This window comes from Staphylococcus sp. FSL W8-0305 (assembly GCF_037966415.1).
Taxonomy (GTDB): domain Bacteria; phylum Bacillota; class Bacilli; order Staphylococcales; family Staphylococcaceae; genus Staphylococcus; species Staphylococcus aureus.
The window spans coordinates 2,446,900-2,473,171 of sequence record NZ_CP150198.1 but is presented as its reverse complement, the minus strand read 5'-3'; the positions used below and the strand labels follow the sequence as shown (position 1 = coordinate 2,473,171).

Annotated in this window: 23 protein-coding genes, 1 pseudogene and 1 riboswitch; of the genes and pseudogenes, 7 read left to right on the top strand and 17 right to left on the bottom strand. The window is 33.4% G+C overall.

Annotated features, from left to right (window positions below; translation table 11 throughout):
• Positions 1 to 88: 88 nt before the first annotated feature.
• The 4 genes from NST10_RS11945 to NST10_RS11930 all read right to left on the bottom strand — a co-directional run bounded on the left by NST10_RS11945 (position 89) and on the right by NST10_RS11930 (position 5,995).
• Positions 89 to 562: a DUF1641 domain-containing protein gene (locus NST10_RS11945; RefSeq protein WP_339209910.1), complete on the bottom strand. Its 474-nt coding sequence runs from the start codon at positions 560 to 562 to the stop codon at positions 89 to 91.
• Positions 562 to 3,516, bottom strand: a complete 2,955-nt coding sequence (gene fdhF / locus NST10_RS11940) for a formate dehydrogenase subunit alpha (protein WP_001155271.1) — start codon at positions 3,514 to 3,516, stop codon at positions 562 to 564. The genes NST10_RS11945 and fdhF overlap by 1 nt, the downstream gene beginning before the upstream one ends.
• 601 nt (positions 3,517 to 4,117) lie before the next feature.
• A complete protein-coding gene (locus NST10_RS11935; RefSeq protein WP_000831055.1) occupies positions 4,118 to 5,065 on the bottom strand; it encodes an LCP family protein in 948 nt (315 codons plus the stop codon).
• Between the two features lie 132 nt (positions 5,066 to 5,197).
• Complete coding sequence (locus tag NST10_RS11930; protein ID WP_000130451.1) at positions 5,198 to 5,995, bottom strand: inositol monophosphatase; 798 nt, start codon at positions 5,993 to 5,995, stop codon at positions 5,198 to 5,200.
• A gap of 384 nt (positions 5,996 to 6,379) precedes the next feature.
• On the opposite strand from NST10_RS11930, the gene NST10_RS11925 reads away from it, so the two are divergent.
• Complete coding sequence (locus tag NST10_RS11925) at positions 6,380 to 7,072, top strand: YafY family protein (RefSeq protein ID WP_001030125.1); 693 nt, start codon at positions 6,380 to 6,382, stop codon at positions 7,070 to 7,072.
• Positions 7,073 to 7,096: 24 nt separating this feature from the next.
• Here NST10_RS11925 and sdpB read toward each other — a convergent pair whose 3' ends face one another.
• On the bottom strand, positions 7,097 to 7,834 hold the full coding sequence (gene sdpB, locus NST10_RS11920) for a CPBP family intramembrane glutamic endopeptidase SdpB (protein ID WP_000426695.1): 738 nt from the start codon (positions 7,832 to 7,834) through the stop codon (positions 7,097 to 7,099).
• A 48-nt stretch (positions 7,835 to 7,882) separates the two neighbouring features.
• Here sdpB and NST10_RS11915 point away from each other — a divergent pair, with 48 nt between their 5' ends.
• Both NST10_RS11915 and NST10_RS11910 read left to right on the top strand, forming a co-directional pair.
• On the top strand, positions 7,883 to 8,212 hold the full coding sequence (locus NST10_RS11915) for a hypothetical protein (protein WP_000606724.1): 330 nt from the start codon (positions 7,883 to 7,885) through the stop codon (positions 8,210 to 8,212).
• A gap of 444 nt (positions 8,213 to 8,656) precedes the next feature.
• Positions 8,657 to 9,529 carry a MurR/RpiR family transcriptional regulator gene (locus NST10_RS11910; RefSeq protein WP_000073195.1) on the top strand — a complete coding sequence of 291 codons (873 nt, stop codon included), beginning with the start codon at positions 8,657 to 8,659 and terminating at the stop codon, positions 9,527 to 9,529.
• A 382-nt stretch (positions 9,530 to 9,911) separates the two neighbouring features.
• Here NST10_RS11910 and NST10_RS11905 read toward each other — a convergent pair whose 3' ends face one another.
• Positions 9,912 to 11,291: an amino acid permease gene (locus NST10_RS11905; protein WP_339209905.1), complete on the bottom strand. Its 1,380-nt coding sequence runs from the start codon at positions 11,289 to 11,291 to the stop codon at positions 9,912 to 9,914.
• 279 nt (positions 11,292 to 11,570) lie between these two features.
• Here NST10_RS11905 and NST10_RS11900 point away from each other — a divergent pair, with 279 nt between their 5' ends.
• Both NST10_RS11900 and NST10_RS11895 read left to right on the top strand, forming a co-directional pair.
• Positions 11,571 to 11,927 (top strand): hypothetical protein, encoded by a 357-nt coding sequence (locus NST10_RS11900; RefSeq protein WP_000917674.1) that lies wholly within the window; start codon positions 11,571 to 11,573, stop codon positions 11,925 to 11,927.
• Positions 11,924 to 12,109 carry a hypothetical protein gene (locus NST10_RS11895; RefSeq protein WP_000205307.1) on the top strand — a complete coding sequence of 62 codons (186 nt, stop codon included), beginning with the start codon at positions 11,924 to 11,926 and terminating at the stop codon, positions 12,107 to 12,109. Before NST10_RS11900 ends, NST10_RS11895 begins: the two co-directional genes overlap by 4 nt.
• 95 nt (positions 12,110 to 12,204) lie before the next feature.
• Here the strand turns inward: NST10_RS11895 and NST10_RS11890 are convergent, their stop codons facing one another.
• From NST10_RS11890 to NST10_RS11880, 3 genes and pseudogenes are all read right to left on the bottom strand, one after another.
• Positions 12,205 to 12,396 carry a hypothetical protein gene (locus tag NST10_RS11890; RefSeq protein ID WP_000971979.1) on the bottom strand — a complete coding sequence of 64 codons (192 nt, stop codon included), beginning with the start codon at positions 12,394 to 12,396 and terminating at the stop codon, positions 12,205 to 12,207.
• A gap of 10 nt (positions 12,397 to 12,406) precedes the next feature.
• Positions 12,407 to 13,042: an HAD family hydrolase gene (locus NST10_RS11885; RefSeq protein WP_000285452.1), complete on the bottom strand. Its 636-nt coding sequence runs from the start codon at positions 13,040 to 13,042 to the stop codon at positions 12,407 to 12,409.
• Positions 13,043 to 13,116: 74 nt separating this feature from the next.
• Positions 13,117 to 14,034 (bottom strand): annotated as a pseudogene (locus tag NST10_RS11880) (bile acid:sodium symporter family protein).
• A gap of 267 nt (positions 14,035 to 14,301) precedes the next feature.
• Here NST10_RS11880 and NST10_RS11875 point away from each other — a divergent pair.
• Complete coding sequence (locus tag NST10_RS11875) at positions 14,302 to 14,832, top strand: hypothetical protein (RefSeq protein WP_000904065.1); 531 nt, start codon at positions 14,302 to 14,304, stop codon at positions 14,830 to 14,832.
• Between the two features lie 65 nt (positions 14,833 to 14,897).
• Here NST10_RS11875 and NST10_RS11870 read toward each other — a convergent pair whose 3' ends face one another.
• Entirely contained in the window at positions 14,898 to 16,502 is a 1,605-nt protein-coding gene (locus NST10_RS11870) for an alpha-glucoside-specific PTS transporter subunit IIBC (protein WP_000991495.1), read from the bottom strand.
• Between the two features lie 330 nt (positions 16,503 to 16,832).
• On the opposite strand from NST10_RS11870, the gene NST10_RS11865 reads away from it, so the two are divergent.
• Positions 16,833 to 17,597 (top strand): MurR/RpiR family transcriptional regulator, encoded by a 765-nt coding sequence (locus NST10_RS11865; RefSeq protein WP_000477997.1) that lies wholly within the window; start codon positions 16,833 to 16,835, stop codon positions 17,595 to 17,597.
• 57 nt (positions 17,598 to 17,654) lie between these two features.
• On the opposite strand, the gene NST10_RS11860 is transcribed toward NST10_RS11865, so the two are convergent.
• The 7 genes from NST10_RS11860 to hutU all read right to left on the bottom strand — a co-directional run bounded on the left by NST10_RS11860 (position 17,655) and on the right by hutU (position 26,209).
• A complete protein-coding gene (locus NST10_RS11860) occupies positions 17,655 to 18,161 on the bottom strand; it encodes an SRPBCC domain-containing protein (RefSeq protein ID WP_001051558.1) in 507 nt (168 codons plus the stop codon).
• A 169-nt stretch (positions 18,162 to 18,330) separates the two neighbouring features.
• Complete coding sequence (locus NST10_RS11855; protein ID WP_000451830.1) at positions 18,331 to 19,641, bottom strand: Na+/H+ antiporter NhaC family protein; 1,311 nt, start codon at positions 19,639 to 19,641, stop codon at positions 18,331 to 18,333.
• Positions 19,642 to 19,717: 76 nt separating this feature from the next.
• Positions 19,718 to 19,813: riboswitch (SAM riboswitch) on the bottom strand.
• A gap of 52 nt (positions 19,814 to 19,865) precedes the next feature.
• Positions 19,866 to 20,435, bottom strand: coding sequence for a hypothetical protein (locus tag NST10_RS11850; protein WP_001185204.1), 570 nt, complete (start codon positions 20,433 to 20,435; stop codon positions 19,866 to 19,868).
• A gap of 486 nt (positions 20,436 to 20,921) precedes the next feature.
• Entirely contained in the window at positions 20,922 to 21,803 is an 882-nt protein-coding gene (locus tag NST10_RS11845; protein ID WP_000730056.1) for an SDR family oxidoreductase, read from the bottom strand.
• A gap of 110 nt (positions 21,804 to 21,913) precedes the next feature.
• Positions 21,914 to 23,035: a M20 peptidase aminoacylase family protein gene (locus NST10_RS11840; protein WP_000523140.1), complete on the bottom strand. Its 1,122-nt coding sequence runs from the start codon at positions 23,033 to 23,035 to the stop codon at positions 21,914 to 21,916.
• Positions 23,036 to 23,309: 274 nt separating this feature from the next.
• Positions 23,310 to 24,548, bottom strand: a complete 1,239-nt coding sequence (hutI, locus tag NST10_RS11835; RefSeq protein ID WP_000998764.1) for an imidazolonepropionase — start codon at positions 24,546 to 24,548, stop codon at positions 23,310 to 23,312.
• A complete protein-coding gene (gene hutU, locus NST10_RS11830; protein ID WP_001226833.1) occupies positions 24,548 to 26,209 on the bottom strand; it encodes a urocanate hydratase in 1,662 nt (553 codons plus the stop codon). The genes hutI and hutU overlap by 1 nt, the downstream gene beginning before the upstream one ends.
• Positions 26,210 to 26,272: the final 63 nt, after the last annotated feature.

Sequence of the window (26,272 nt, the reverse complement as noted above, 5' to 3'; positions counted from 1 at the left end):
CAGAAACACTGTTATATTCAAAAACAAAAAATCGGAAAGATGAAAAGTAAAAAACTTTTACATCAATCCGATTTATTATAGACTCATATTAATCTTCTCGAGACATACCTTTTAACATATTAAGCATATATGTTAAACTACGGTTCATGTCGTCATCTTTTAAAACGCCTAATAGACTTCTTACAGATGTCTTCGCATTAGGACTCGCTTGATTGGCAACGTGTAAACCTTTGTTAACTTTATTAAGGAAGTCACTTAAATCTGATACATTCAATTCGCCTAATAAAAATACCATTGAAGCCATATTAGATAATAGCCCTGTATAAATATCTTTGTTGAGCTCAACAGCAAATTTATTAATAATCACTTGACGTCCTCTAACTGTGCCATTTAAAGCATCTAATAGTTTTGCATCATCTAATGTTTTAATGAGCTTGATTGCTTTTAAAATGCTATCTTTGTTTGCAGCAATTGCCTCTGTAACTTCATTTAAACTTTCTAACTTAATTTGTTCTTCTGATTTTTCTAAGCGTCTAATTTTAGAAGATATTCTCTCAGCCATTATTTATCCACCTGATTTCCCGGGAAAACATAATCTGGACGTTCCCATTTTTTCTGTACTTGAACACTGTACTGCGGATGACGTTTTTTATTGACACGGAAATTATTAGGGTTCAACGGTGACTTACCACGTTTCGTAATTACCTCCATACGACAGCTTGTACGTTTATAAGATGGTGTATCCGTGTATTGATCAACATCACTATTAGTTAATAAGTTAATTGCGCCTAGATCTCCATTTTCCATCGCATCATTATTTAATGGAATATAGATTTCTTTACCTTTAACACGATCTGTCACGTGAACTTGTAATACCGCTTCTCCTGTTTCAGATATCAACTTAACTTCTGCACCTTCATGAATGCCTCTATCTTCAGCAAGTTCTGGAGAAATTTCAACAAATGCACGTGGCACTTTGTATTTAAGCATTGGTGTTTGATATGTCATGTTACCTTCGTGGAAGTGCTCTAACAATCGACCATTGTTTACATGAATATCATAAACTTCATCTTGCTTAAAGTAATTATCAAATGATAATGGGAATAATTTTGCTTTACCATTATCGAAATTAAATCCTTCTAAATAAAGTATTGGTTCATCTGTACCATCTGGATGCACAGGCCATTGTAAACTATTAAATCCTTCTAAACGTTCGTAGCTTACGCCAGCATATAATGGTGTTAGTCTAGCAATTTCATCCATAATTTCGCTTGGATGTTTGTAATTCCAATCGAAACTTAATTTATTAGCAATTGCTTGGAATATTTTCCAGTCAGGTTTAGAATCACCTAATGGTTTCAATGCTTGGTATAAACGTTGAATACGTCGCTCTGTATTTGTAAAAGTACCATCTTTTTCTAATGAAGGACTTGCTGGCAAGACAACATCTGCATATGTTGCTGTGAATGTTAAAAATTCATCTTGGACTACCATGAAATCTAATTTTTCAAAAGCAGCTTGTACAAAATTAATATTTGAATCTACAATACCAGTATCTTCTCCATATAGATATAATGAGTGAATTTGCCCATCATGGATACCTTCAACCATTTCATGATTATCTTTACCAGCTTTCGGATTCAATTTAACGCCATATTCTTTTTCGAATTTAGCGCGAATATCGTCCGCTTCAATACTTTGATAGCCAGTAATTTTATCAGGCATACTACCCATATCACTACAACCTTGAACATTATTATGTCCACGTAATGGATACGCGCCTGTACCAGGTCGACGATAATTTCCAGTAACTAATAATAAGTTTGAAATTGCTGTACTTGAATCACTTCCAATGTCTTGTTGTGTGATACCCATTGCCCAACAAATGACAACGGACTCAGCTTTGGCACATTCTTCAGCGAACTTAATCAACTCTGCTTCTGGAATACCAGTAGCCTCTTCAGCGAATGCCATTGTAAATGTTTCTAATGACTTGTAATATTCATCAAAATCTTCAACCCACTCTTCGATAAAGGCTTTATCGTGTAAGTCATGATCAATGATATATTTCGTCACTGCGCTTAACCAAGCCAAATCTGTACCTGGTTTCGGTTGATAAAAACGATCTGCGCGTTCAGCCATTTCATGTTTTCTAATATCAAACACATGTATTTTTTGTCCAAATAATTTTTGAGCACGCTTCATGCGTGATGCAATAACCGGATGTGCTTCAGCTGTATTCGTACCAATCAATACAGACATTGCTGCTTTTTCTAAATCTTCAATACTACCTGAGTCACCGCCGTGTCCAACCGTTCTAAATAAGCCTTTTGTTGCAGGTGCTTGGCAATATCTTGAACAGTTATCAACGTTATTTGTGCCAATAACTTGTCTTGCTAATTTTTGCATTAAATACGATTCTTCATTCGTCGCTTTAGAAGAAGAAATGAATGATAATGCATCTGGACCATGCTTTTCTTTAATAGATGTAAAATTATCTGCAATGACATTTAATGCTTCATCCCATTCTACTTCATGGAACTCACCATTTTTCCTTACTAATGGTTTCGTTAAGCGTTGATCTGAATTAATATGTCCCCATGAAAACTTACCTTTAACACAAGTTGCAATTTTATTTGCTGGAGAATCATGTGATGGTTGTACTTTTAAAATTTCTCTATCTTTAGTCCAAACTTCAAATGAACAGCCCACACCACAATATGTACACACTGTTTTAGTTTTCTTAATACGCTCTTTACGCATTTCTGCTTCTGAATCTGAGATTGCAAATAGTGGACCATAACCAGGTTCTGCTTTTTTAGTTAAATCAATCATTGCCGCTAATGAACCAGGTTCCGTATCAGTCATATAACCTGCATTACCTTCCATGTTAACTTCCATCATCGCATTACATGGGCATACAGTTGCGCATTGACCACAAGATACACATGACGATTCATTAATCGGTACATCATTATCCCAAATGACACGTGGATGCTCACGATCCCAATCAATTCTAATTGTTTCATTTACTTCAATATCTTGACACGCTTCTACACAACGGCCACATAAGATACATTGATTTGGATCATAGCGATAAAATGGGCCATAATCTTTTTCATATGGCTTCTCTTTATATTCATACGTTTGATGCTGAAGCCCCCATGCATCCATCGTATTATGAATTTCACAATCACCATTATTATAATCACATACTGTACAATACAGCATATGCTTTTCTAAAATTCGATCAAGCGCTTCTTTTTGAGCATCTTTCACGTCATTATTCACTGTATTTACTGTCATTGGACGATCAATCACTGTACTACATGAACGTTCAATTTTACCATCAATCTCAACTGTACATGTATCACACGTTTGTATCGGTCCCATTGATTCGTTATAACAAATTGAAGGCACAAAAGTATCTTGCGATTTAATGAATTCAAGTAAATTTGTACCTGGTTCTACAAGATAATCTTTACCATCAAGCGTGACCACCAAATGTTCTTGCATACTATTCACCCCATCTATATATTTTTCCGTAAATGACTTTTAATAAATTGCCTAATTTCCACCTAAAATAAAGATGCCCCACACATCTTTCAGATAGAATCAATATAATTGTATTACTTTAAGTGTATAATGTTAAGCGTATTTTTGTATTTTTTATTTTTGCAATCATTTTTATTTGAAATATTTTGCGCGAAATTAAATCATCTTTTTGTTTAATTGAAAATAATTATCATTATTAGTTTTCCAATTATCTGTGTCACGCTTTTTGCCATATCTTTCACAACCTTATTAATGACAATACTTAATAATCACCTCACCTAAAAATCGCTATACTATTTATAAATACCCTTTTTCTGAAAATTAATAACCCAAGTTTGATAAATATCTACTGCCATTTATAAGGTAAGATTTATCTTTAAATTAAATTTGTAATGGAATAATTTGTAAAAATCAAATCAGGCATTAAATAAAATAGCCCATAAATACAAAGTGTTATCACCTTCTATTTACGGGCTATTAATTCTATTCGTTATTCTTTTTACAGCTCATTCTATCTAATTAATTTGTGTACAAATTTGATAACTTATTTTCCCTTAGTTTACTACTCTAGATTATCTTTTAATAACTTAGTACTTTCAGCTTTTGACTGCTCACTAGGAATGAAGTAGTACAATCCGTCACTTTGAATGCCGCCTTGACCACTCAATTGATGTTTATTAATTGTGTCATTAGCATCTTTATAATTGCTTCTAATCGTATTCAAATCACCTAATGTTAAATCTGTTTTAACATTATTTTGAATTTCATTCATTAGACTATTAAAATGTGTAATCGATGATGGGCTTGCAATCTTATTAGCCATCGCTTCAAGTACAATTTGCTGACGTTGTTGTCGACCAAAGTCACCACCAGCACCTTCTTCTTTACGACTTCTAATAAACTTCAATGCTTGATCACCATTTACATGTGTTTGCTGTCCTTTTGTAAAACGAACACCATCAACAGTGAATGTATCATTACTTACTACATCAACACCGCCGATACTATCTATCATATTATGCAAACCATCCATATCGATTGTCGCATAATGATCAATTGGCACATTCATCAATTTTTCAAGTGATTTAACAGCCATATTTGGTCCACCATATGCATAGGCATGTGCAATTTTTTCAGTAGTACCACGGCCAACAATTTCCGCTCTTGTATCACGCGGTATACTTACTATTTCAGTTTTCTTTGTTTTAGGGTTGATAGATAAAATCATAATACTATCACTACGCTCTCCGCCACCCTTTTTCTTACGATCAGCATCTGAATCGACACCAAATAAAGCGATTGTGAATGGATCACCATCGTTTAAACTCACTTTTTTATCTCTTAATTCTGAATGATTACGATCTAACGGATTGTGTATCTTATTACCAGTAATAAAAATTTTAGCAGCTACATACACAACAGCTACAATCGCTAAGATTACTAAAATACCGAATACCCATAAAAATATTTTTTTCGGTAGGCTCATTTTACTTTTAGACGAACGTTTCAATCCCACCACTCCTTTACTATTCCTTACATACTTTGTCTGGTTTCTCTATTTATTATATAGTAAAATAATTTTTTTACTATACTTCTGTAGACGTATAACTATTTTTTATCATTTTTTATCTCTCGAGAATATCTATCTGTATTTTTGATAACCACCATTTGCATTTAAAATTTTAAGTACCGTTTCATGACATGCTTTATTACTTATAATAAAAGGTGCACCCTTTAAATGATCAATTGCCTTACCATCTAAAGTTGTCATTTTTAGATTCAATAGTTCTGCAAATAAAAACTGTGCAGCAATGTCCCAAGGTTTAGGATTTGTATTAATATGTGCCCCAAATTGACCTTTTGCCACTCGCATAGAATCTAATCCGCAAGCACCAACTAAACGATAACTAAATGAGGCGTCAAATAAATCTTGCACCGTATCCAGATTCATCACTTGTGCATTAAACGATATAATAGCATCTTCCAATTTTAACGATGGTGGTTCTTCCATCTTAAATCCATTACAAAAAGCACCTTCTCCTCGTATTGCTTTATAAAGCTTTTTATGCGGATAATCATATACGTACGATAACATTGGTTTACCTTCATAAAAATACGCCAATATAATACAATAATCTTCTTGCTGTTTTACTAAATTGGCAGTTCCATCAATGGGATCCATAATCCATAAATGATTAATTTCATTCGTAATCATTTCATTACTTTTTTCTTCCGCTAATAGTTGGTGTTCCGGAAAATGTGTTGCTAAAAATTGTTGAAATTGTTGTTGAATCTGTTTATCTACATTTGTAACTAAATCAAATCGATGACGCTTGGTTTCTGTAGTCATCTCCATAATTAATTGTGGAATCACATTGTCTATTTGTTTCAACCACGAACATATTAACTTATCTATTTGCTGTAATGTTTTATCTGTCATTTCGTCCACCACTTCTCATATCATTATCATTTTATTATTACCCTATATTAAAAGAATCAACAATACAACTGAAGACTTCTTCATTTTATGCATAAAAAAATCGGCTAGTCACGTGCTAGCCGACAAATAGAAAGGAAAGTAAGTAATAAATATTGAAGATATTGTGATGTAACTTGAACGATTAAAAGCTATCTGTTATATAGCTCTACCCCTTTGTTTAATCGCTCCCCCTGTTACAAGTAATATCATAGCACAATCTTTTTTAAAATGTAAGCGTTTTCCACAAAATTTTTCCGATTTTTTTAAAAAGATATTGAAAATGTCCTCATTGTCACTCTTATGTTATACTTTGTGTAATATATCATCTTTTAGGAGGTGGCTGTCATGAATAAAGCTGAAAGGCAAAATTTAATAATTACTGCAATTCAACAAAATAAAAAAATGACCGCTTTAGAATTAGCTAAATATTGCAACGTATCCAAACGCACAATTTTAAGAGATATTGATGATTTAGAAAATCAAGGTGTTAAAATTTATGCGCATTATGGGAAAAATGGTGGTTACCAAATACAACAAGCACAATCTAAAATTGCATTAAACTTATCTGAAACACAATTATCGGCCTTATTTTTAGTGCTTAATGAAAGTCAGTCGTACTCGACATTACCATATAAAAGCGAAATCAACGCAATTATAAAACAATGTTTAAGTCTTCCACAAACACGCTTAAGAAAGTTGCTTAAGCGCATGGACTTTTATATTAAATTTGATGACACACAACATATGACACTCCCAATGTTGTTTTCCGACATTTTAATTTATTGTACAGAACGAAATGTGATGTTAGTAGATCATAGGGTTGATGATAATATTAAAGCCGAAAACGTTATATTTATTGGCCTTTTGTGTAAACATGGACATTGGCATGCAGTCATTTATGACATTGCTCAAGACAAAACTGCCGAACTCGAAATTGAAAATATTATAGATATTTCGTATTCATTCGGTAAGACGATTCAAACCAGAGACATATCCATTGATAACTATCATCAATTTTTAAACCCCATCGATTCCTAAACTATGGAGTCGACGGGGTTTTATCTACGCATAAATACTTATTACTGATATAACGAAAGAAACAAAATTATTTGCTATATGTAATGCAATTGTTGAACCTAGGTTTCTTCCAGATTTTATATAAGTGAAAACTAATATGATGGATAGTATGAGATATGGACCAAACTCAAACGGCGACTTTGCATCAGTCACATGAATAAATGCAAATAAGAACACCGAAACAATACTCATAGCTATAAAATTAAACTTCTTACCTAATTCTCCAATTAAAATATGTCTAAATACGATTTCTTCAACTATTGGACCTACAATCACAATTAATAAGAATGCTACAGGTAAAAATGCAGGCACTTCAAACATTTTATTTAGCTCAAGTTCATTGGCTGTTTCACTATATTGCAAATGTTTAGGTAGAAACTGTGTCATATATTCATATGTATAAATTAAGATGAGAGCAATAATATACGTTATTGACAATCTAAGCCAATATTTTTTGATATACGCAAAACCAGCTCGAAGCCTTGATGGCATCACTTTTAAATGAAATAAATAAAATGCGCCAATCCCAATCGTATATGCTAAAGCTTGTGTGATAGTCGCTACAAATATCAGATTACTATCGATTTCATAATAACCAAACAAAATTGGTCCTATGTAAGCTGCAATTGTGAGTGCATAAAATATAACACCTATAATTGGAATTATAAGCAAATCTCTCCATGCTATATCTTTAAACGTGTATTTCTTTTTTTCATTTTCCACTGTTATATCCTTTCCTGTTTAATAATTGATTTTTGGAGGTACTTCTACATGATAAACGAAACTAAGTATATGAGACAACAAATTACTAATTTGATTCAAATCATTGATACGATTAAATATAATACTTTAATGACAGATTGGAACATTCAAACGCATATTTATAAATTTAACCAAATAGTTACTAATGAATTGAATAAGTTCAAAGGCTTTGAAACATCATATATAATAAACGAAAATCAAGTTTTCTATTATGAAATTATAACACTACTTAATAAACGTCCCCTCCGACAAGTCGACTATGGTAACAAAATTCAATATCTTAATTTTTATCATACAGAACTATCTAACGCATTATTTGCAATTAAATTTGCTCATTAACCTATTTTTCATAAAATGTCATTTAAACAAGTTATTTATTAAAATTCACTTTATTACATAAATTATACAATTAAAAAGTTTCTTCAAATTGTAAAGATGCATTAATCGAGTTATAATCATAATGATTAAGATGGTAGATTTAGTCTTATATAACTACATTTACTAAGATTTAAATAGATGAGTACATAATGTATAAATTGGGAATATACAGTATGACTTACGGTAATATATCAGTATATTGATATATTATTTGCACATGGGAGTATGCTATTTTTTATCTATACATCTTAAAAAAATTTACAGTTTTATAATTCAATATCATTAAACAAACAACATATTCAGCTTATTTTTCATTCTCTTACGTTACAAGTTGTAAATACCATCGCGTTAAACAACAATAGCCAACGCTAATAAAATATATTGCGTTAAAGTGGAGTGATTAATATGTCAAACGTACTAACAGAAATAGATAGTCAATATCCATATATGACTAAAAATGAAAAAAAGATAGCTAAATTTATACTAAATTCACCTCAAAAGGTGATTAAAATGAGGTCTCAAGACTTAGCAAGCTTATTAGATATTAGTACATCATCAGTCATTCGATTCAGCAAGAAAATTACTGATGGCGGTTTTCACGACTTGAAAATAAATATATCTAAATATGTTCCTAAAGCATCATCAATTTACAATGTTGAATTAATGAATAACGAAAGCACAGAATCTTTAAGAACTAAACTCCATACACGTACTACACGCGCACTTAATCATGCAAATAACGAATTAAATGATAAAACTATTGATCAAATATGTCATTGTTTAAAACGTTCTGAGACGATTTTTATATATGGTTTTGGCGCATCTTTTGTAGTTGCTACCGACTTATACCAAAAGTTATCAAGAATAGGTCTTAATATTCAACTTGTTCAAGAAACACATATTTTTGCAACATTATTAGCAACTCACAATTCGAACGATAGTGTTATTCTTATTACTAACAATGGTACACAAAGTGAAATGCAATCAATGGTTAAAGTTATTGATGACTACCATATACCTATAATCACAATTACTAGTACAAGGGATAATCCCGTAGCACAGGCATCAAATATTGTTTTAACATATGGGAAAACTGATGAAAATGAGATGCATATGGGAGCAACAACTTCATTATTTGCTCAAATGTTCACTATTGATATTTTATATTATCGTTATGTTGCATTAAATTATCACGCATCATTAGATTTCATAACACAATCTAAAATGGCTTTAGATAACTATCGTAAACATTTATCAAATATTAACTTTAAACATTAACAGTCTTATATAAATTCTTTAATCATGTCATATAATAATTTATGCATCATTTTCAAAGCTTACATGTCTTTTATCTTGTATAACATACGCATATGACCAATGATTTGATAAGGCCATTCTATTTCTTATATTAAAAACAAACGCAGTTGATTAACGGATTCATTCCATATATCAATTGCGTTTGTTATTTTAATAATGCTATTTTTTTAAGCCCACAGTAAAAACTAACGATAGTATTGCCACTTATAAGTAAATTCATACTACATCTTTGTTTTAAGCTATATTTATAAAAAATGCGCCTACTCATAACATTTCTTTGGCTATTTAACTTTAATAAGCTAGGGCCAAGTTTGTCATAAAATAAGCGCACATTATTATCATACTATTTTGCTTTTACATTATTTTTATTATATCTAATAAAATAATAAATCGTTACAATCGTTAAGAAGATGACACCAATAAGCACTGATATTCTAGTTTCAACATTAAATACCATACCGACCAATACTAATATTAAGAATAATATTGTTAAGTAGTTACTTACTGCGCCACCAGGCATTTTGAATGGGTGACCTTCCACTTCTTCTGGGTGTAATTTTCTAAAACGTAAGTGACTGAATAAAATCATAAACCAAGGAATCATACCTGGTAAAACAGACGCACTATATACGTATACGAAAATACTCTTCGCTCCATCGATATATAAAGGTAAAATTACATTTAATAAAGCACCAATTAAAATACCAAGAGATACTGCAACAACAGTGTACAATGGCACACCATTTCTCATGATTTTAGTAAATATTTTCGGCATTTCACCTTTATGAGCAAGTGTATAAATCATACGACTCGCACTGAAAATACCTGAGTTACATCCTGACATTGCTGCAGTTAATACAACAAAGTTAATTAATCCAGCTGCAAATGTAATACCGATTTTAGCAAATGTTGCAACAAACGGACTTCCAATGTCTCCTAATTGATTCCAAGGATACACAGAAACAATAACAAAAATAGCACCTAAATAGAAAATTAAAATTCTCCAGATTACACCATTCACTGCTTTAACGATATTTTTCTGAGGATCTTTAGTTTCACCTGCAGTAATACCTATCAGTTCCACACCTTGGTATGAACCAATTACAATTGATAATGCAAAGAAGAAGCCAACAATACCATTTGGCATAAATCCGCCATTTGTCCATAAATTAGAAATACCTACCGCATGGCCACCATTTCCAAAACCAAAGAAAATAAGACCAAAACCAGCAATAATCATTAAAATAATTGTTACAACTTTAATTAAAGCAAACCAAAATTCAAATTCTCCAAACGCTTTTACCGAGAATAAATTCGCTGCCATTAATAATAAAATAGCAATAACACCAGGAATCCAAGTTGGCAATTCCGGGAACCAAAACTTCATATATTCTCCTACTGCGATGACCTCACTCATACCAACAACAATCCATTGGAATATATTACTCCATGCTGTCATATAACCTGCTGCAGGATGTATATAATCACTTGCAAATGTTGCAAATGATCCTGTTGTAGGGTTTAAATAAATCATTTCCCCCATTGCTCTCATGATTAAAAATAAAAAGATACCCGCAATTAAATATGCAAGGATAACTGATGGGCCTGTCCATTTAATTGTACTTGTGGCACCCATGAAAAGCCCCACGCCAATCGTACCACCAAGTGCAATCATTTGAATTTGACGGGCACTCAATCCCCTTTGTAGTTCATTGTTCTCCATAACTTCTTACCCCATCTCTGATTGATACTAAATAAATCCATAAAAAAACTTATTGCCGTAATTATACTATAAATTATCGATTTTGGTACATTAATATTTGCATACCATGCAATCGTTTACAGAACTACTATAGCAGGCTTTTGCAACTTTGCAAACAATTATTTTGTGATTTTTCTAAAAAATTAAAAAAGTTGTCCATGAACCGTTGCGTCACATACAACTTCAGCTATTCTCGGTAATTATGATATAATTTTAATAATATTAAAAAGGAGTATATCAATGTTAAAACAAATACTGCCACGTGCTACAAAAATATCGGTAATCTTTGCTGTAGCATTTTTCATCATAAATTATATCGGTATGGAAAAACCTGACATCCTATATTTAGTTGGAAGAACTATTATTGCAACACTTGCTTTCATACTCATTTGTCTTACAGTATTTTCTATTATTAATTCTCCAGAGCGCAAGATTAAACTCGGTACGACTTTACCGATTGCATTAATTATTGGTATCATTTTCGGCGCCATATTTTTAACGGTACAAATCGGTGTCATCACTGGGTTAATCATCGGTGTGATTGCTACGTTTATTTGGGAATTGATTGAAAAAAATAAAGGAGGTCGTTCATCATGACAACAGCATTAATTGGTGTAATTGTATTAATCTTACTAATTATTAGCTTTGTGCCAAACTACCGTGCTATGAAATCAGCAAAAGAACAAGGAAGTAATGCAACAAGAGCTACAATTATGGTAGGCATAGATATTATCTTAATTGTACTTATCATCGTGACGTTATTATTAAAATATATGTAACTATTTAAACCACCCTATCTCATACATAAACATGAACGTTCTACCATTTCACATACATATGGTCGTCCATTTAATGAGGTAAGGTGGTTTTCTCGTTAAAGTTTACCTTGTAATAGTAAAAAATAGCCAATTATTGCGAGTATTAAGTAAATCATTGAACCAACAACAAAAGATCTTACTTGCACGCGAAATGGTGTCTGTTTGTTAAATATAGGACCAATCACCAAATTTCCAACGCCTAAAATTACTGGACCAGCTAGAAAAAACAATATAATGTAACCCATCATGATACGCCTCCTATTTCGTAAAGAAACGCGCTACAATTTGATCGTAATCAATATCTTTTGCTACATAATCTACATTAGAAAAGTCCTGTGCGCTTGTCATTTTATTCGTATTAACAATAACATCTAATCCAGCTGCAATCGCGGCTGTTGCACCATTTACAGAATCTTCAATAGCCAAACATTGTGTAGGCATATAATTTAATTGTTGTACTGCAGATAAATATAATTCAGGGTCAGGTTTAACTTGTTCAACATCTTCTCTACCAACAACTACCTCTATATACTCGTCTAGACCTAATGCTTTAAAGGTAGGCATTATTTCCGCTTTCACACTACTTGTGGCAATCGCCATAGGAATGTGACGTTGCTTTAAAAATGCCATCAATGATTTAATCGTATCAATCATCGGTAATGTTGTACTAGTAAGATGATGTTCTTCATAAAGTTTATCTTTATTTTCCGAACCAATCGCTTTAATTAAATGGTCATGCAAATCTGTAGCTGCTCCTCCAATAGAAGAACGATAAAAATCAATGCTTATAGGATCGGCATTATGCATCTCTAAATGTTTATTAATAACATTAAATAAATGTTGTTCCGTATCTATTATTGTTCCATCGAAATCAAATATAACTGCTCTATACATATATTTACTCCTCTATTTTTTCTCTTTATCAAAGCTTAACACAGTCCGATGACCACTTCATTCTATTAGTGCAATTATAACTTTTTTGACCAATACTTTGCTAAAATAGGCCCTGTTATATTATGAATGAAACTAAACACTGCGCCTGGTACTGCTGCAATTGGATTAAAATGCAATGCTGCTAATGACACAGCTAAACCAGAGTTCTGCATTCCAACTTCAATACTGACTGCTTTTTGATCTTGTCGATCTAATTTTAAAAGACGAGCTAACCAATATCCAATCGTATACCCTAATACGTTATGTAACATAACTACTAAAAATATTAACAATCCTGTAGTTAAGATTTGGTGCTTACTGCCACCTACAACTATTGCTAAAATTAATGAAATAGCAACAACTGATATAATCGGCAAAGCTGTAGAAGCTTTTTCAGCAATTTTACGATTAATAATTTACAAAACAATACCTAAAGCAATTGGAATTAATACAACTTGAACAACTGACCACAACATACTCAGGAAAGATACTTCCAACCATTCATTTGCAAATAGATATATTAACGCAGGTGTAACGAATGGCGCTAGCAACGTAGAGACCGTCGTAATAGAAACAGAAAGCGCTACGTTAGCTTTGGCTAAATAACTCATTACATTACTTGATGTCCCACCCGGACAACATCCAACTAATATTACGCCAACAGCAATATCAGGTGGTAAATGAAAAGACTTTGCAATTATAAATGCTAATGTGGGCATAATACTGAATTGTAGGCAGACACCAATAATTACTGCTCTAGGTGCTTTAAAGACCATTTTGAAATCATTAGGTGTAATTGTTAATCCCATACCTAACATAACAATACCAAGTAAATAAGGTACCCACTTACCTAATGTCGCAACATGTTGTGGGAAAATAAATCCAATAACAGCTGCTACTAACATCCATACCAAAAAACTCTTCGTGGCAAATATACTCAATTTTTGAAACATTGTTAACACATCCTCGTCGATAATATTGAAAAATATTACCATAAGACCAGTAAGGTTACAATTACTTTTCTGAAAATTGAGATTATTTAGCCATTCTCTTTTTATTGCAAATATTTTATCACTGATAAACAATTATTTTAAACTTCATTCAAAAGTCTTAGTGAATAAAGAAAAAAAGCGTGGTAAAATCAACTTGAACAAAATTAAGTCACCTTTATAAATATTAAACGTGTATTTAATGCCATGTATTCCTCGGGAGGTCCTCACATGTTAATTGATAAATTCGAAACATACATCATCAACATCGCCGGTTTAAATGACCGTACTACTAGAAAAAAATTAAGTAAGTTATGCAAAAGTGTACAATTTTGTGATGCGTTGCAATTCTCAATAAACAAACAGTTTAATCAGTATGTATTAGAAATTAGCTTACCAAAGCAACAACTTCCATACTTCATTTCATTTTTAAGTTTTCATCAGTATAGTATTTTCCAAGTACTTTCACCAAAGAAAATAAATGAATTACTTGATTCTGATAATTTATATCAATCTGCAAAGCGTTTCGATATCAATATTGATGGCTTGCAAGATGCTTTCATTAAAGACAAAGTCATCGATATTATGAATATGTTCCAAAATCACACTGATATCACTTATACGTTGAATAAGTCTCATGCGCATATTATATGTACGCCAGAAATATTCGCTAAATTGTTACATACGATTGCAACTAGAAATATCGACATTCTATCTGCCAATTATAGATCGTCATCTATGAGCAAAGCTCGTATATCATAATAAAAGACACATCTATACGATGATCATTTACAATGATTGCGTATAGTGATGTGTCTTTTTTTGTATTATTTATCTTCGGACGATTGATCCTCAACCATTTGTTCAAATGCTTCACGAACTTGTGGTACTGTCATACCTACTACAACTTGGATACTCTTACCACTCTTTACTAATCCGTGTGCCATTTGTTGATGCGTGAAATATTCCGTATCCTCAACTTTACTTTCATCATAAACAGTTAAGCGTAATCTTGTTGTACAGTTAGTAACATCTTTGATATTTTCTTTGCCGCCTAAACCGTCTAGGTAATACGCAGCTTTGTCTTCGTATTCATTACCAGTTGAAGCACGTTTAGGGTCAACGTTATCACCTTTTTTATTTTTATAGTCTTGTTTAGAGAATAACTTAACCTCTTCTTCTGTTTTCTTACGTCCAGGTAATGGAATATCAAATTTCAAAATTAAGAATCTGAATAAGAAGAAGTAAATCGCTACAAATATTAAGCCTATAACAACTTGTGCTACATAAGTGCCCCAATGTTCTTTCCCAAGTGGTAACCAGTTTGTTGAAATAAAGTCTAACAAACCACCACCCATGTTACCTACAACACCAAATGCGTACATTAAAGTATCCATTGATGCTGCTAAAACTGCATGTAAAACAAATAAGTATGGCGCGATGAATAAGAATGTAAATTCTAATGGCTCAGTAATACCTACAACGACTGCTGTTAATGTGGCAGGAATAAGTAGTGCCGCCACCTTTTTACGATTTTCTTTAGGTGTCGTAGCATACATTGCTAAGGCAATACCTAAACATCCAAATACTTTCCCATTTCCTTGAAGCATAAAGCCATAAGGGAATTGCTCTTTTAATGGCTTACTACTCTTAGCAAACTCATTTAAATGTTGTAACCATTCAGCTTTCAAGCCGTGATTGACTACTACTGGTCCAACTTCAATTGGCGCATAAATAAAGTGATGTAATCCTGTTGGTATTAATACACGTTCTAAGAAGTGATACAACCATACACCGATATAGCCTGAAGCAATGATAAAGTGTTGCATTGAGCCAATACCGTGCTGAACAGTTGGCCAAATAACACAAGTAATTGCTGCTAATGGTAACATCACAAAAAATGAGATTGTAACTACAAATGTTAAACCTTGGAATACTCCAACCATTTCTGGTAATCGTTTACTATAGTATCTATTGTGAATCCAAGTAATAATAGCTGAAATAATAATACCACCTAGAATATTCGTATCCAATGTGGCAATACCTGCAATTGATTTTAAACCAGGTACATTTTCAACGCCTTTTTCTAAATTAGCGCCAAACGTATGTGGCCATTGAGTTAAAATGGCATTTATAAATGTATTAAACATTAAGTAACCCATCAATGCTGCAAGTGCTGCATGACCTGGTGCTTTTTTAGCTAAAGAAAGTGGTAAACCTACAACAAATACAACTTCCATATGCGTAAAAATAACCCAGCCACCAGATTCTATTACTGACCAAAATTTAAACCAAAACGTATGTTGATCTGCTAAACTCCCCATGATTGTAGGATTTTTAAATAATGTCGCAAAGCCAAGCACTATCCCAAAGAAAGCGAACATTAATACTGGTACAATCATTGCACTACCGAAACGCTTTATCGCATTCATCTTCTATTCCCTCCATATCATCTTTCCTAACAATACATCTAATTAGATTCATTTATAAATAGATGCCTTACTATTTAAATATAATATATAGTAAACGCTTACACACCTACAACGACATTGACGTATTTTGAAAGTATTTTGTATAATCAGATTATCTTTTCATATAGTGAAAATTTTTTCACAAGCATGTCGAGAATATGCTCGATTTTAAAATATGTAAGTACTATAGCCATGTATAACCTTATATACAATCAAAAAATTAATTTCTAAAATTTCACCTTTTAATGTAAAAACCATATATCACAAATTTATTTTCCAAGGAGGTTGAATATGTTTTTAGACGAACACATTAATAGAAACTTTGACAAACTAAATGATAATGATTTACATATCGCCCACTTCATCAACACACACGTTGATGAATGTAAAAATATGAAGATACAAGATTTAGCGCAATTCACACATGCCTCGAATGCAACCATTCATCGATTCACACGTAAATTAGGTTTTGATGGTTATAGTGATTTTAAATCGTACCTTAAATTTGAAAGTAATAAGACACACCAATTACCATCTAACTCTATCGATAGTTTCAAGCAAGAAATCGATAGTACATTCAGTTATTTAGAACGCGTTGATTACCAGCTTCTTACTGAAAAAATGCATACAGCTTCAACAATATATTTGTATGGTACAGGGCGTGCACAGTTAAACGTTGCTTCAGAGGCACAGCGTATATTATTAACGTTACATAATCATGTCATTGTACTTCATGATGAACATGAACTTAAAATGATTTTGAACAAGAGTGAACCTAATGATTTATTCTTTATTATTTCATTATCAGGTGAAACACATGAATTATTAGAAGTAACAAACTTGCTTCAACTTAGACAAAAATACTTTATTTCTGTTACTACAATGAAAGATAATACCCTTGCTCAAAAAGCAAATTACAACGTCTATGTATCCAGTAACACATTCTACTTAACTGATGGTACAGACTATTCTAGCTTCATCAGTTATCATATATTCTTTGAAACACTTGTAAGAAAATATAATGAGTATTTACTACATAATGATATTTCAAATTAGAAAAAAGGAAGTTATGATTTAATGGCCTTGAGCCTATCATAACTTCCTTTTATCATTTTATTGTTGTGTTGATGTTTCGATAACGTGGTACATTTTATCAAACATCAATTCGAAACCATGCACCATGGAATCATGATATTCTTTTTTCTTTTGCTTGTATTCTAAATTAGTAAATCGTCTTTCCTTTTCAACTAATGAACGATAATAAAATAGCATTTGGGTGCCACCTGTTTCACGTTCAAAAAATTCTACCTCAATGACATCTTGTGTTTCACTTAGTCCAGGCATACCGATAGTCATCTTAACGTATTCATCCATAACTAAAGATTCATAAATACCTTCAATCACATTTACTTTGCCATTACGTTGTTGATCTACAATACGATAATTACCGCCTTCTTTAACATCCGCTTCAATCTCTTTATTCGTTCTGGCTGATGTCATAAACCATTGTTTTAACAAATCTTTCTTTGTCCAAGCTTCGTATACTAACTCTGGAGAAAATTTATAAAGCTTTTCAATTTCAACTTCGACATGTTCATTCTCTACATTAAATTTTGCCACTGTTGTCCACCCACTTTCGCTCTTACTTTTATTTTAACGTATTTTTGCTCAGTTCCAAACATAGATGATCATCATTTTTAAAAGATTAGCGTTATACGGTGAGTACAACATGATCTGTTAATATAACAAGCCACCTTACTTGGCTACATCGATATATTGTTAAGCATTACTATTTCATTTCTTGACTAGTGTTCTTTTTTAGCTTTGGAAAATTAAATAAAATCGCAACAAGTCCGCATACACCTAATAATATAGGATAAATGCTATATGGGAATAACATTAACGGTGAAATACCAGCTACACCAGCCGCTGAAATGACTTGCGGGCTATATGGTAATAAACCTTGGAAGCAGCCTCCAAATATATCAAGAATACTTGCTGATTTCCTTGAATCTACATCATATTCATCTGCAATATTTTTAGCTAAAGGACCTGACATAATAATAGAGATGGTGTTGTTTGCCGTGGCAATATCTGCGACACTTACCAAACTCGCAATTCCTAATTCTGCGCCACGCTTTGATTTCACTTTAGAGCGAACAAATTGCAACAACCATTCAATACCACCATTGTGTTGAATAATACCGACTAAACCACCAATTAGCAATGCAATCATAGCAATATCTTCCATGCTTATAATACCTTTGGACACTGCATCTAGTAGCCCCATCCAACTGAATGAACCATCTATGAGACCAATGATTCCGGCTAATAATGTTCCGCCAATCAATACGATAATGACATTTACACCTAATAATGCTAATACCAATACTAAAATATACGGTACAACTTTAATTAAATTATAATCATAGTTTTTAGCATGATTTAAAGAAATGCCATTCGTTAAGAAATAAAGAATAATAATCGTTAAAATAGCACCTGGCAATACAATTTTAAAGTTTACTCTGAATTTATCTTTCATTTTCGTATGTTGTGTTCTAACCGCAGCAATTGTTGTATCTGAAATCATTGATAGATTATCGCCGAACATTGCACCTCCAACAACTGTAGCCATTGCTAGCGCAGTTGGTACATCTGTCGCTTGTGCAAATCCGTAACCAACAGGTGCTATTGCAGCAACAGTCCCTACTGACGTTCCCATAGATATAGAAACAAACATACAAATCACAAACAATCCTACAATAATTAAATTTTCTGGGATTAATGATAGTCCTAAATTAACTGTCGACTTTACGCCACCCATTTTTTCAGCTGTATTTGAAAATGCACCTGCTAAAATAAAAATCAACATCATTAAAATAATGTTTGAATGGCCTGCACCTTTCGTGAAAACCTCAACTTTTTTAGCAAATGATTCTTTTCGATTCATTAATAACGCCACAATTACCGTTATCGTAATTGCAACATTTAATGGCATTGAAGTAAAATCACCCGTGATAATACCTACGCCTAAAAACAACGCCACAAATAATAACAAGGGGAATAATGCCCAAGCATTGCTCTTTTTATGTACTTCCATCCTTTTTACCTGCTTTCCAATTAAAAATACCTCTTTCTCACAAACGATGAAGAAAGAGGTTTTCATGTACTTTACCTGCTTATCTTCAAACCATTACGGTTACTGGAATTGGCACATTCGAGATGTTGCCGAGGCTTCATAGGGCCAGTCCCTCCACCTCTCTAGATAAGTGATGCTTATTTACGTTTACGTTACAAGATAATCCTTAGTACGTCAATCATAAATTAATTAGGAGTCGTATAATATTTTTCATAAACAATCATTGCTACTGTAATAATAATCAAAACAATAATGCTAATCGCAAGTATAAGCCACCATTTAAGCATTAATGCAATAAAAATGAACACGATAGACACACTTACTAATATTAATGATATGACTTTAAATTGCTGTGCACTTTGTTCAGAAATAACTTTCAACTGTTTGTTTGATGGACGCGTATTTCTTATACTGATTCCCAGTATATTTTCTAATATTTGAACCAATACGATACTTATTGCAAATATAATAATTGGTAAAACATCATAGCTCCCTATAGTTAATGTATAAATTACAAATCCAATGTAAAGTAACCCTGAGAGCACACCCAAAAAGTAAGCAACATGTTTGTCAAACTTAATGATATGTTTTTTAACGTTTTGATGTGTAAGCCATACATTCGAAACAATCGCAACCACAACAAACAGTGTGAATAATATATAAACTGGCAACTTTTGTTCAGGAAAAACAGTCGCTATTCCTAAAGCTAATGCTAAAATCAAAAATAAAATAGCTCTAGATACTATTAATGCCATAATAACAACCCCTTTGTTTAATATCGAGTTTGCAAATTTACGTTTATCAGCATTTCTATGATCAGTACTTCTACGGTCAGCGTTTCTATGTAATTTACATCATCTTAACATATAAATACTTCGCTATTTAATTGAAAACATATCCTATTATTCTTTGTCCGTTCTGACGTCTAATATCTAACCTTAGGCATTACACTTGGTAATAAATTTAACTTTCTTCCACTAACCGCCACTAAACCCAATCCCGCAATAGTTTTTAACTTTTTCGTTGTTGTCCTGACATCCTCATTAAGAAAGTTTATTCTGCTTAAAACTTATAATCCACACCCTGAGCAAACGCTCCTTATGACAAAGTATTAAAATAAGCCGATAAAGATACACACCTTTACCGACTATTTAAAATACACTTCACCAATTCATTTTAATTTACTTGATTGAAGTAGCTAAATTAATATTATGTTGTTCAATTAAAAGCTTCATACAAACCTAATCTATTTGCACTCCACCGCTAACACCGAACACTTGTCCAGTTGTATAACTTGATTCTTCTGACGCTAATAGCACATAAGTTCCACATAACTCAACAGGTTGACCTGCACGACCTAAAGGTGTTTTTTGACCAAATGTTGGGATTTTACTTTGAGGTTGTCCACCAGAAATTTGTAATGGTGACCAGAATGGACCAGGCGCTACACAGTTCACTCTAATTCCTTTTGGTCCTAATTCTTCTGAAAAACTTTTAGTTAATGAAATAATTGCTGCTTTTGAAGCGGCATAATCATGAAGAATAGGACTAGGATTATAACCTTGTACAGACGATGTCGTCGTAATTGACGCACCCGGTTTTAAATATTCCAAAGCTTTTTGAACTGTCCAAAATAGCGGATAGACATTCGTTTCAAATGTTTCAGTAAATGCCTCAGTTGTAAATCCATGAATATCATCATGATACTGTTGATGTCCAGCAACTAAAGTAACATTATCTAAGCCACCTAATTGTTGATATGCTTGTTCAACAAGGTCATAGTTGAACTGCTCATCTCTTATATCACCAGGAATTAACACTGCCTTTTGACCACTTTCTTCAATCACTTGGCGTACTTCTTGTGCATCTTGTTCTTCACTCGGAAGATAGTTAATCGCTACATCTGCACCTTCTTTAGCATACGCAATTGCTGCTGCACGCCCTATTGCTGAGTCACCACCTGTAACTAACATTTTATAGCCTTGTAAGCGTTGATTACCTTGGTAAGACGTTTCGCCACAATCAGGTGCTGGCGTCATTTCAGATTGTAAACCCGGTACCTCTTGCTCTTGTTTTTCATAATCCGTGGTTTTAAATTTTGTTCTAGGATCTTGAGCTGCCATTTTTAAACATCTCCTTATTCGCTTAATGGTTATTATTTACCCAATCTTCCTAGGAACTTAATCATGATTACACTAAAAATTACTTTCTTCTTTATAAAAACAAGCTCGAATTACTCATGCAATAGTCTCTTTACAAATTCAACAAAATACTCAGGTACTTTTTCTAGAATCCTTTCATCCGGTTTATATTGAGGGTGATGTAAATCATATTCACTATGAGAACCAATTAACGCAAATACACTTGGAAAATGTTGACTATAACCTGAAAAATCTTCTCCAATCGTAAGCGGCTGTTCCATCATTTCCACCTTATATCCAACATGTTGGGCTACTGCTATTGCTTTATGCGTCAACGCCTCATCATTCATCACAGCGCCAGGTAAATGTGTATAATTTAAATTAATTTTCATATTATATGCTTGAGCTAACCCGTCCGCAATATCTTGTAATCGTGTTTCTACAAGCTTTCGCACCACAGGATCAAAACTACGCACTGTGCCTTGTACATACGCATGATCAGCAATGACATTCCAAGTATTACCACATGATATTTGTCCAATTGTTACTACCGCTTCATCAAACGCAGATAGATTTCTACTAACTATGGATTGAATACTATTAATCAATTGCGCCAACACAATAACTGGATCGTTGCATTGTTCTGGCTTTGCAGCATGACCACCCACGCCTTTAATATGAAACTCAAAACGATCTACTGCTGATGTAATTGCCCCTGTTTTGATTGCAAATGTACCTACCGGACGCGATGGGTCATTATGAAAACCCAATACTGCTTGTACATCTTGTAATGCATGTGTTTCAATAATTTTAAAAGCGCCATGTCCTAGTTCTTCTGCTGGTTGAAAAATGAATTTAACACGCCCAGTAAGAGTGCCCTCAATTTCTTTTAACTTTACAGCTGTAGCCAAAATACTAGCCATGTGAATATCATGACCACACGCATGCATCACACCTTCATTTTCAGATTTAAAATCCTGTTCAACAAGCTCTTGAATTGGTAAAGCATCAATGTCAGCCCGAACAGCTATACAACTCAGACCTTGCCCCACTTCAGCAACAAGTCCAGTCGCAAGTGGTAAGTCTAATATTCTAATATTATATTCTGTTAAAATATCTTTAATTTTTTGTGTAGTCTTAAATTCTTTATCGGATAGTTCTGGAAATTGATGAAAATACCTTCTCCAGGCAACAGCTTGATCTTTTAATCCCATCGGTCATTCCCCTTCCTTAAGTCAATGATATGTTGTCTACCCTACGATGATCGTCTTTAACTATTAAACGATGATTTCACAACAATGTACTCTTGTTAATTACTTTCGCTAATGATAGACAGTTGTTTAATAATATCGTAACATTATTGTCAAACTATTCTAACTTTTATAATTAAGAACCTATACAAAAACGTGTTCTCAGATAAACTTGTTTTACAAACCACAAAAAGCTCTAAACATTAGTGTAAACCAATGCTTAGAGCTTTTAATTACTTTATACTTTAAAAGATAATGTGTTATCTACGATGACCTTACCGTCTTTAATAACTTTTTCTGCGTGATTGATACCAAAATGATAAGGAATATATTCATGATTTGGTGCATCCCAAATTACTAAATTAGCCTTATCACCTGTGTTAATTGTACCCGCGTTAATGTCTATTGCTTTAGCAGCATTGACCGTAACAGCATTCCAAACTTCATTAGGCGATAGCTTTAATTTCAACGCTGCAATCGCCATAACAAGCTGTATGTTGTTTGTGACACTACTTCCCGGATTATAATCAGTTGCTAATGCAATCGCACCGTTATTGTCAAGCATGCCTCTTGCATCTGCATAATCTTCTTTACCTAAATAGAACGTCGTTGCAGGTAAGAGGACAGCTACAGTATCACTATTTCGCAACTTTTCTTTTCCTTTGTCACTAGACGCTACTAAGTGGTCAGCTGATATTGCTTGTTCGTCAATTGCTAATTCCAGTCCGCCTAATGGATCAATTTCATCCGCATGTATTTTCACTTTAAAACCTGCTTCTTTGGCTTTTTGCATATAATGTTGCGATTGCTCTATTGTAAATACACCTGTTTCACAGAATATATCCGCAAAGTCTGCATAATGTTTTACTTCCGGAAGTAACGCAATCATTTCTTCTAAAAATGCCTCATTTGAACTTGCCTCTTTAGGTACAGCATGAGGCCCTAGGAAAGTATGTTTCATATCTAAATCATATTTCTCAGCTAAACGATTAGACACTTTCAATTGCTTCAGTTCATTTTCTCTATCTAATCCATAACCACTCTTACTTTCAACTGCAAGCACGCCGTGTTTAATCATAGTAAGCAAATCATGCTCTGCTTTTTTAAACAAGTCATCTTCGGATGTTTCTCTAGTAGCATTAACGGTAGATAATATGCCACCACCCATTTCTAATATTTCAAGGTAAGACTTACCTTGACGTTTTAATGACATCTCATGTTCTCGAGATCCACCAAATGTTAAATGGGTATGAGCATCTACTAATGCTGGGGACACTACCTTCCCACTAGCATCAATTGTCTCAGTCGCATCGTAGTCATCTGTATGTGTTCCAGCATATACAATTTTGCCATCTTTAATGACAACTGTACCATTTTTCACAACATTTAATTCATCTAATTCCTTACCCTTCAAAGGTTTATCTGTTGATCTCGGTAAAATTAATTCTGCTATATGATTAATTATTAAATCATTCATTACTTATCACCTGCTTTATCAATCATTGGAATATGAATACCTTTTTCTTTAGCTGTTTGAATAGCAATGTCATAGCCAGCATCAACATGTCGTGCAACACCCATACCTGGATCAGTCGTCAATACGCGTTCCAATCTTCTTTCAGCACGCTCTGATCCATCTGCTACGACAACCATACCCGCATGAAGTGAATATCCCATGCCAACACCGCCACCATGATGGAATGAAATCCATGAACCACCTGCAGCCGTGTTAATGAGTGCATTCAATACAGCCCAATCACCAACCGCGTCACTACCATCTTTCATACTTTCTGTTTCACGGTTAGGACTCGCAACTGAACCAGCATCTAAATGGTCTCGTCCAATAACAATTGGTGCTGAAATTTCACCGTCACGTACAAGACGATTTAAAGCTAAGCCCATTTTTGCTCTTTCTCCATAGCCTAACCAAGCAATACGTGATGGTAGTCCTTGATATGAAATTTTTTCTTCAGCTAAATCAAGCCATCTTAATAACTTTTCATTTTCTGGGAAAAGTTTACGCATTTCTTCATCCGCACGCTCGATATCTTTTGGATCACCACTCAATGCAGCAAAGCGGAATGGCCCCTTACCTTCACAGAATAATGGTCTAATGTAAGCTGGTACAAAGCCTGGGAAGTCAAAAGCATTTCTCACTCCGTTATTGAAGGCTACTTGACGAATATTGTTACCATAATCAAATGCTACAGCTCCACGTTTATGGAATTCAAGCATTAATTCAACATGCTTTGCCATTGAAGCTTGTGACAGTTCAACATATTTTTTCGGATCTTTTTCACGCAATACTTTCGCTTCTTCTACGGAGTATCCTTGTGGCACATATCCATTTAGCGGATCATGTGCACTTGTTTGGTCAGTAATAATGTCAATTTTAAATCCTTTTTCTAGAATCGCTTGATGGAGGTCTACAGCATTTCCAACTAACCCGATTGACAATCCTTCTCCACGTTCTTTCGCTTCTTCTGCTAATTTTAATGCTTCATCTAAATTAGCTGTTTTAATATCACAATATTTCGTAGCAATTCGCTTATCAACACGTGTTTCATCAACATCCACACAAATTGCTACCCCATGATTCATAGTAATTGCTAACGGTTGCGCACCACCCATACCACCTAAACCTGCTGTCAGTGTAACAGTGCCTGCTAAATCTCCATTAAAGTGTTGATTACCTAGCTCAGCAAATGTCTCATAAGTACCTTGCACAATACCTTGAGAACCAATATATATCCAACTACCGGCTGTCATCTGTCCATACATGATTAAACCTTTTTTATCTAATTCATTAAAATGATCCCAGTTTGCCCATTCAGGCACTAATACTGAATTTGAAATTAATACACGTGGCGCTTCTTCATGTGTTTTAAATACAGCAACTGGCTTTCCTGATTGTACTAACATTGTCTCATCTGATTCTAATTCGCGTAACGTTTTCTCTATTGCTTCAAAAGCTTCCCAATTACGAGCTGCTTTTCCAATACCACCATAAACAACTAAATCTTCTGGTCTTTCAGCAACTTCTGTGTCTAAATTGTTGTATAACATTCTAAGTACTGCTTCTTGTTCCCAACCTTTACACTCAATACTCAAACCTTTTTTTGCTTGAATTTTTCTCATAAAATTCGCTCCTGTTCTTTTTAGAAGTTAATTCCACTAAATTTAAAACGCTTACATTATTAT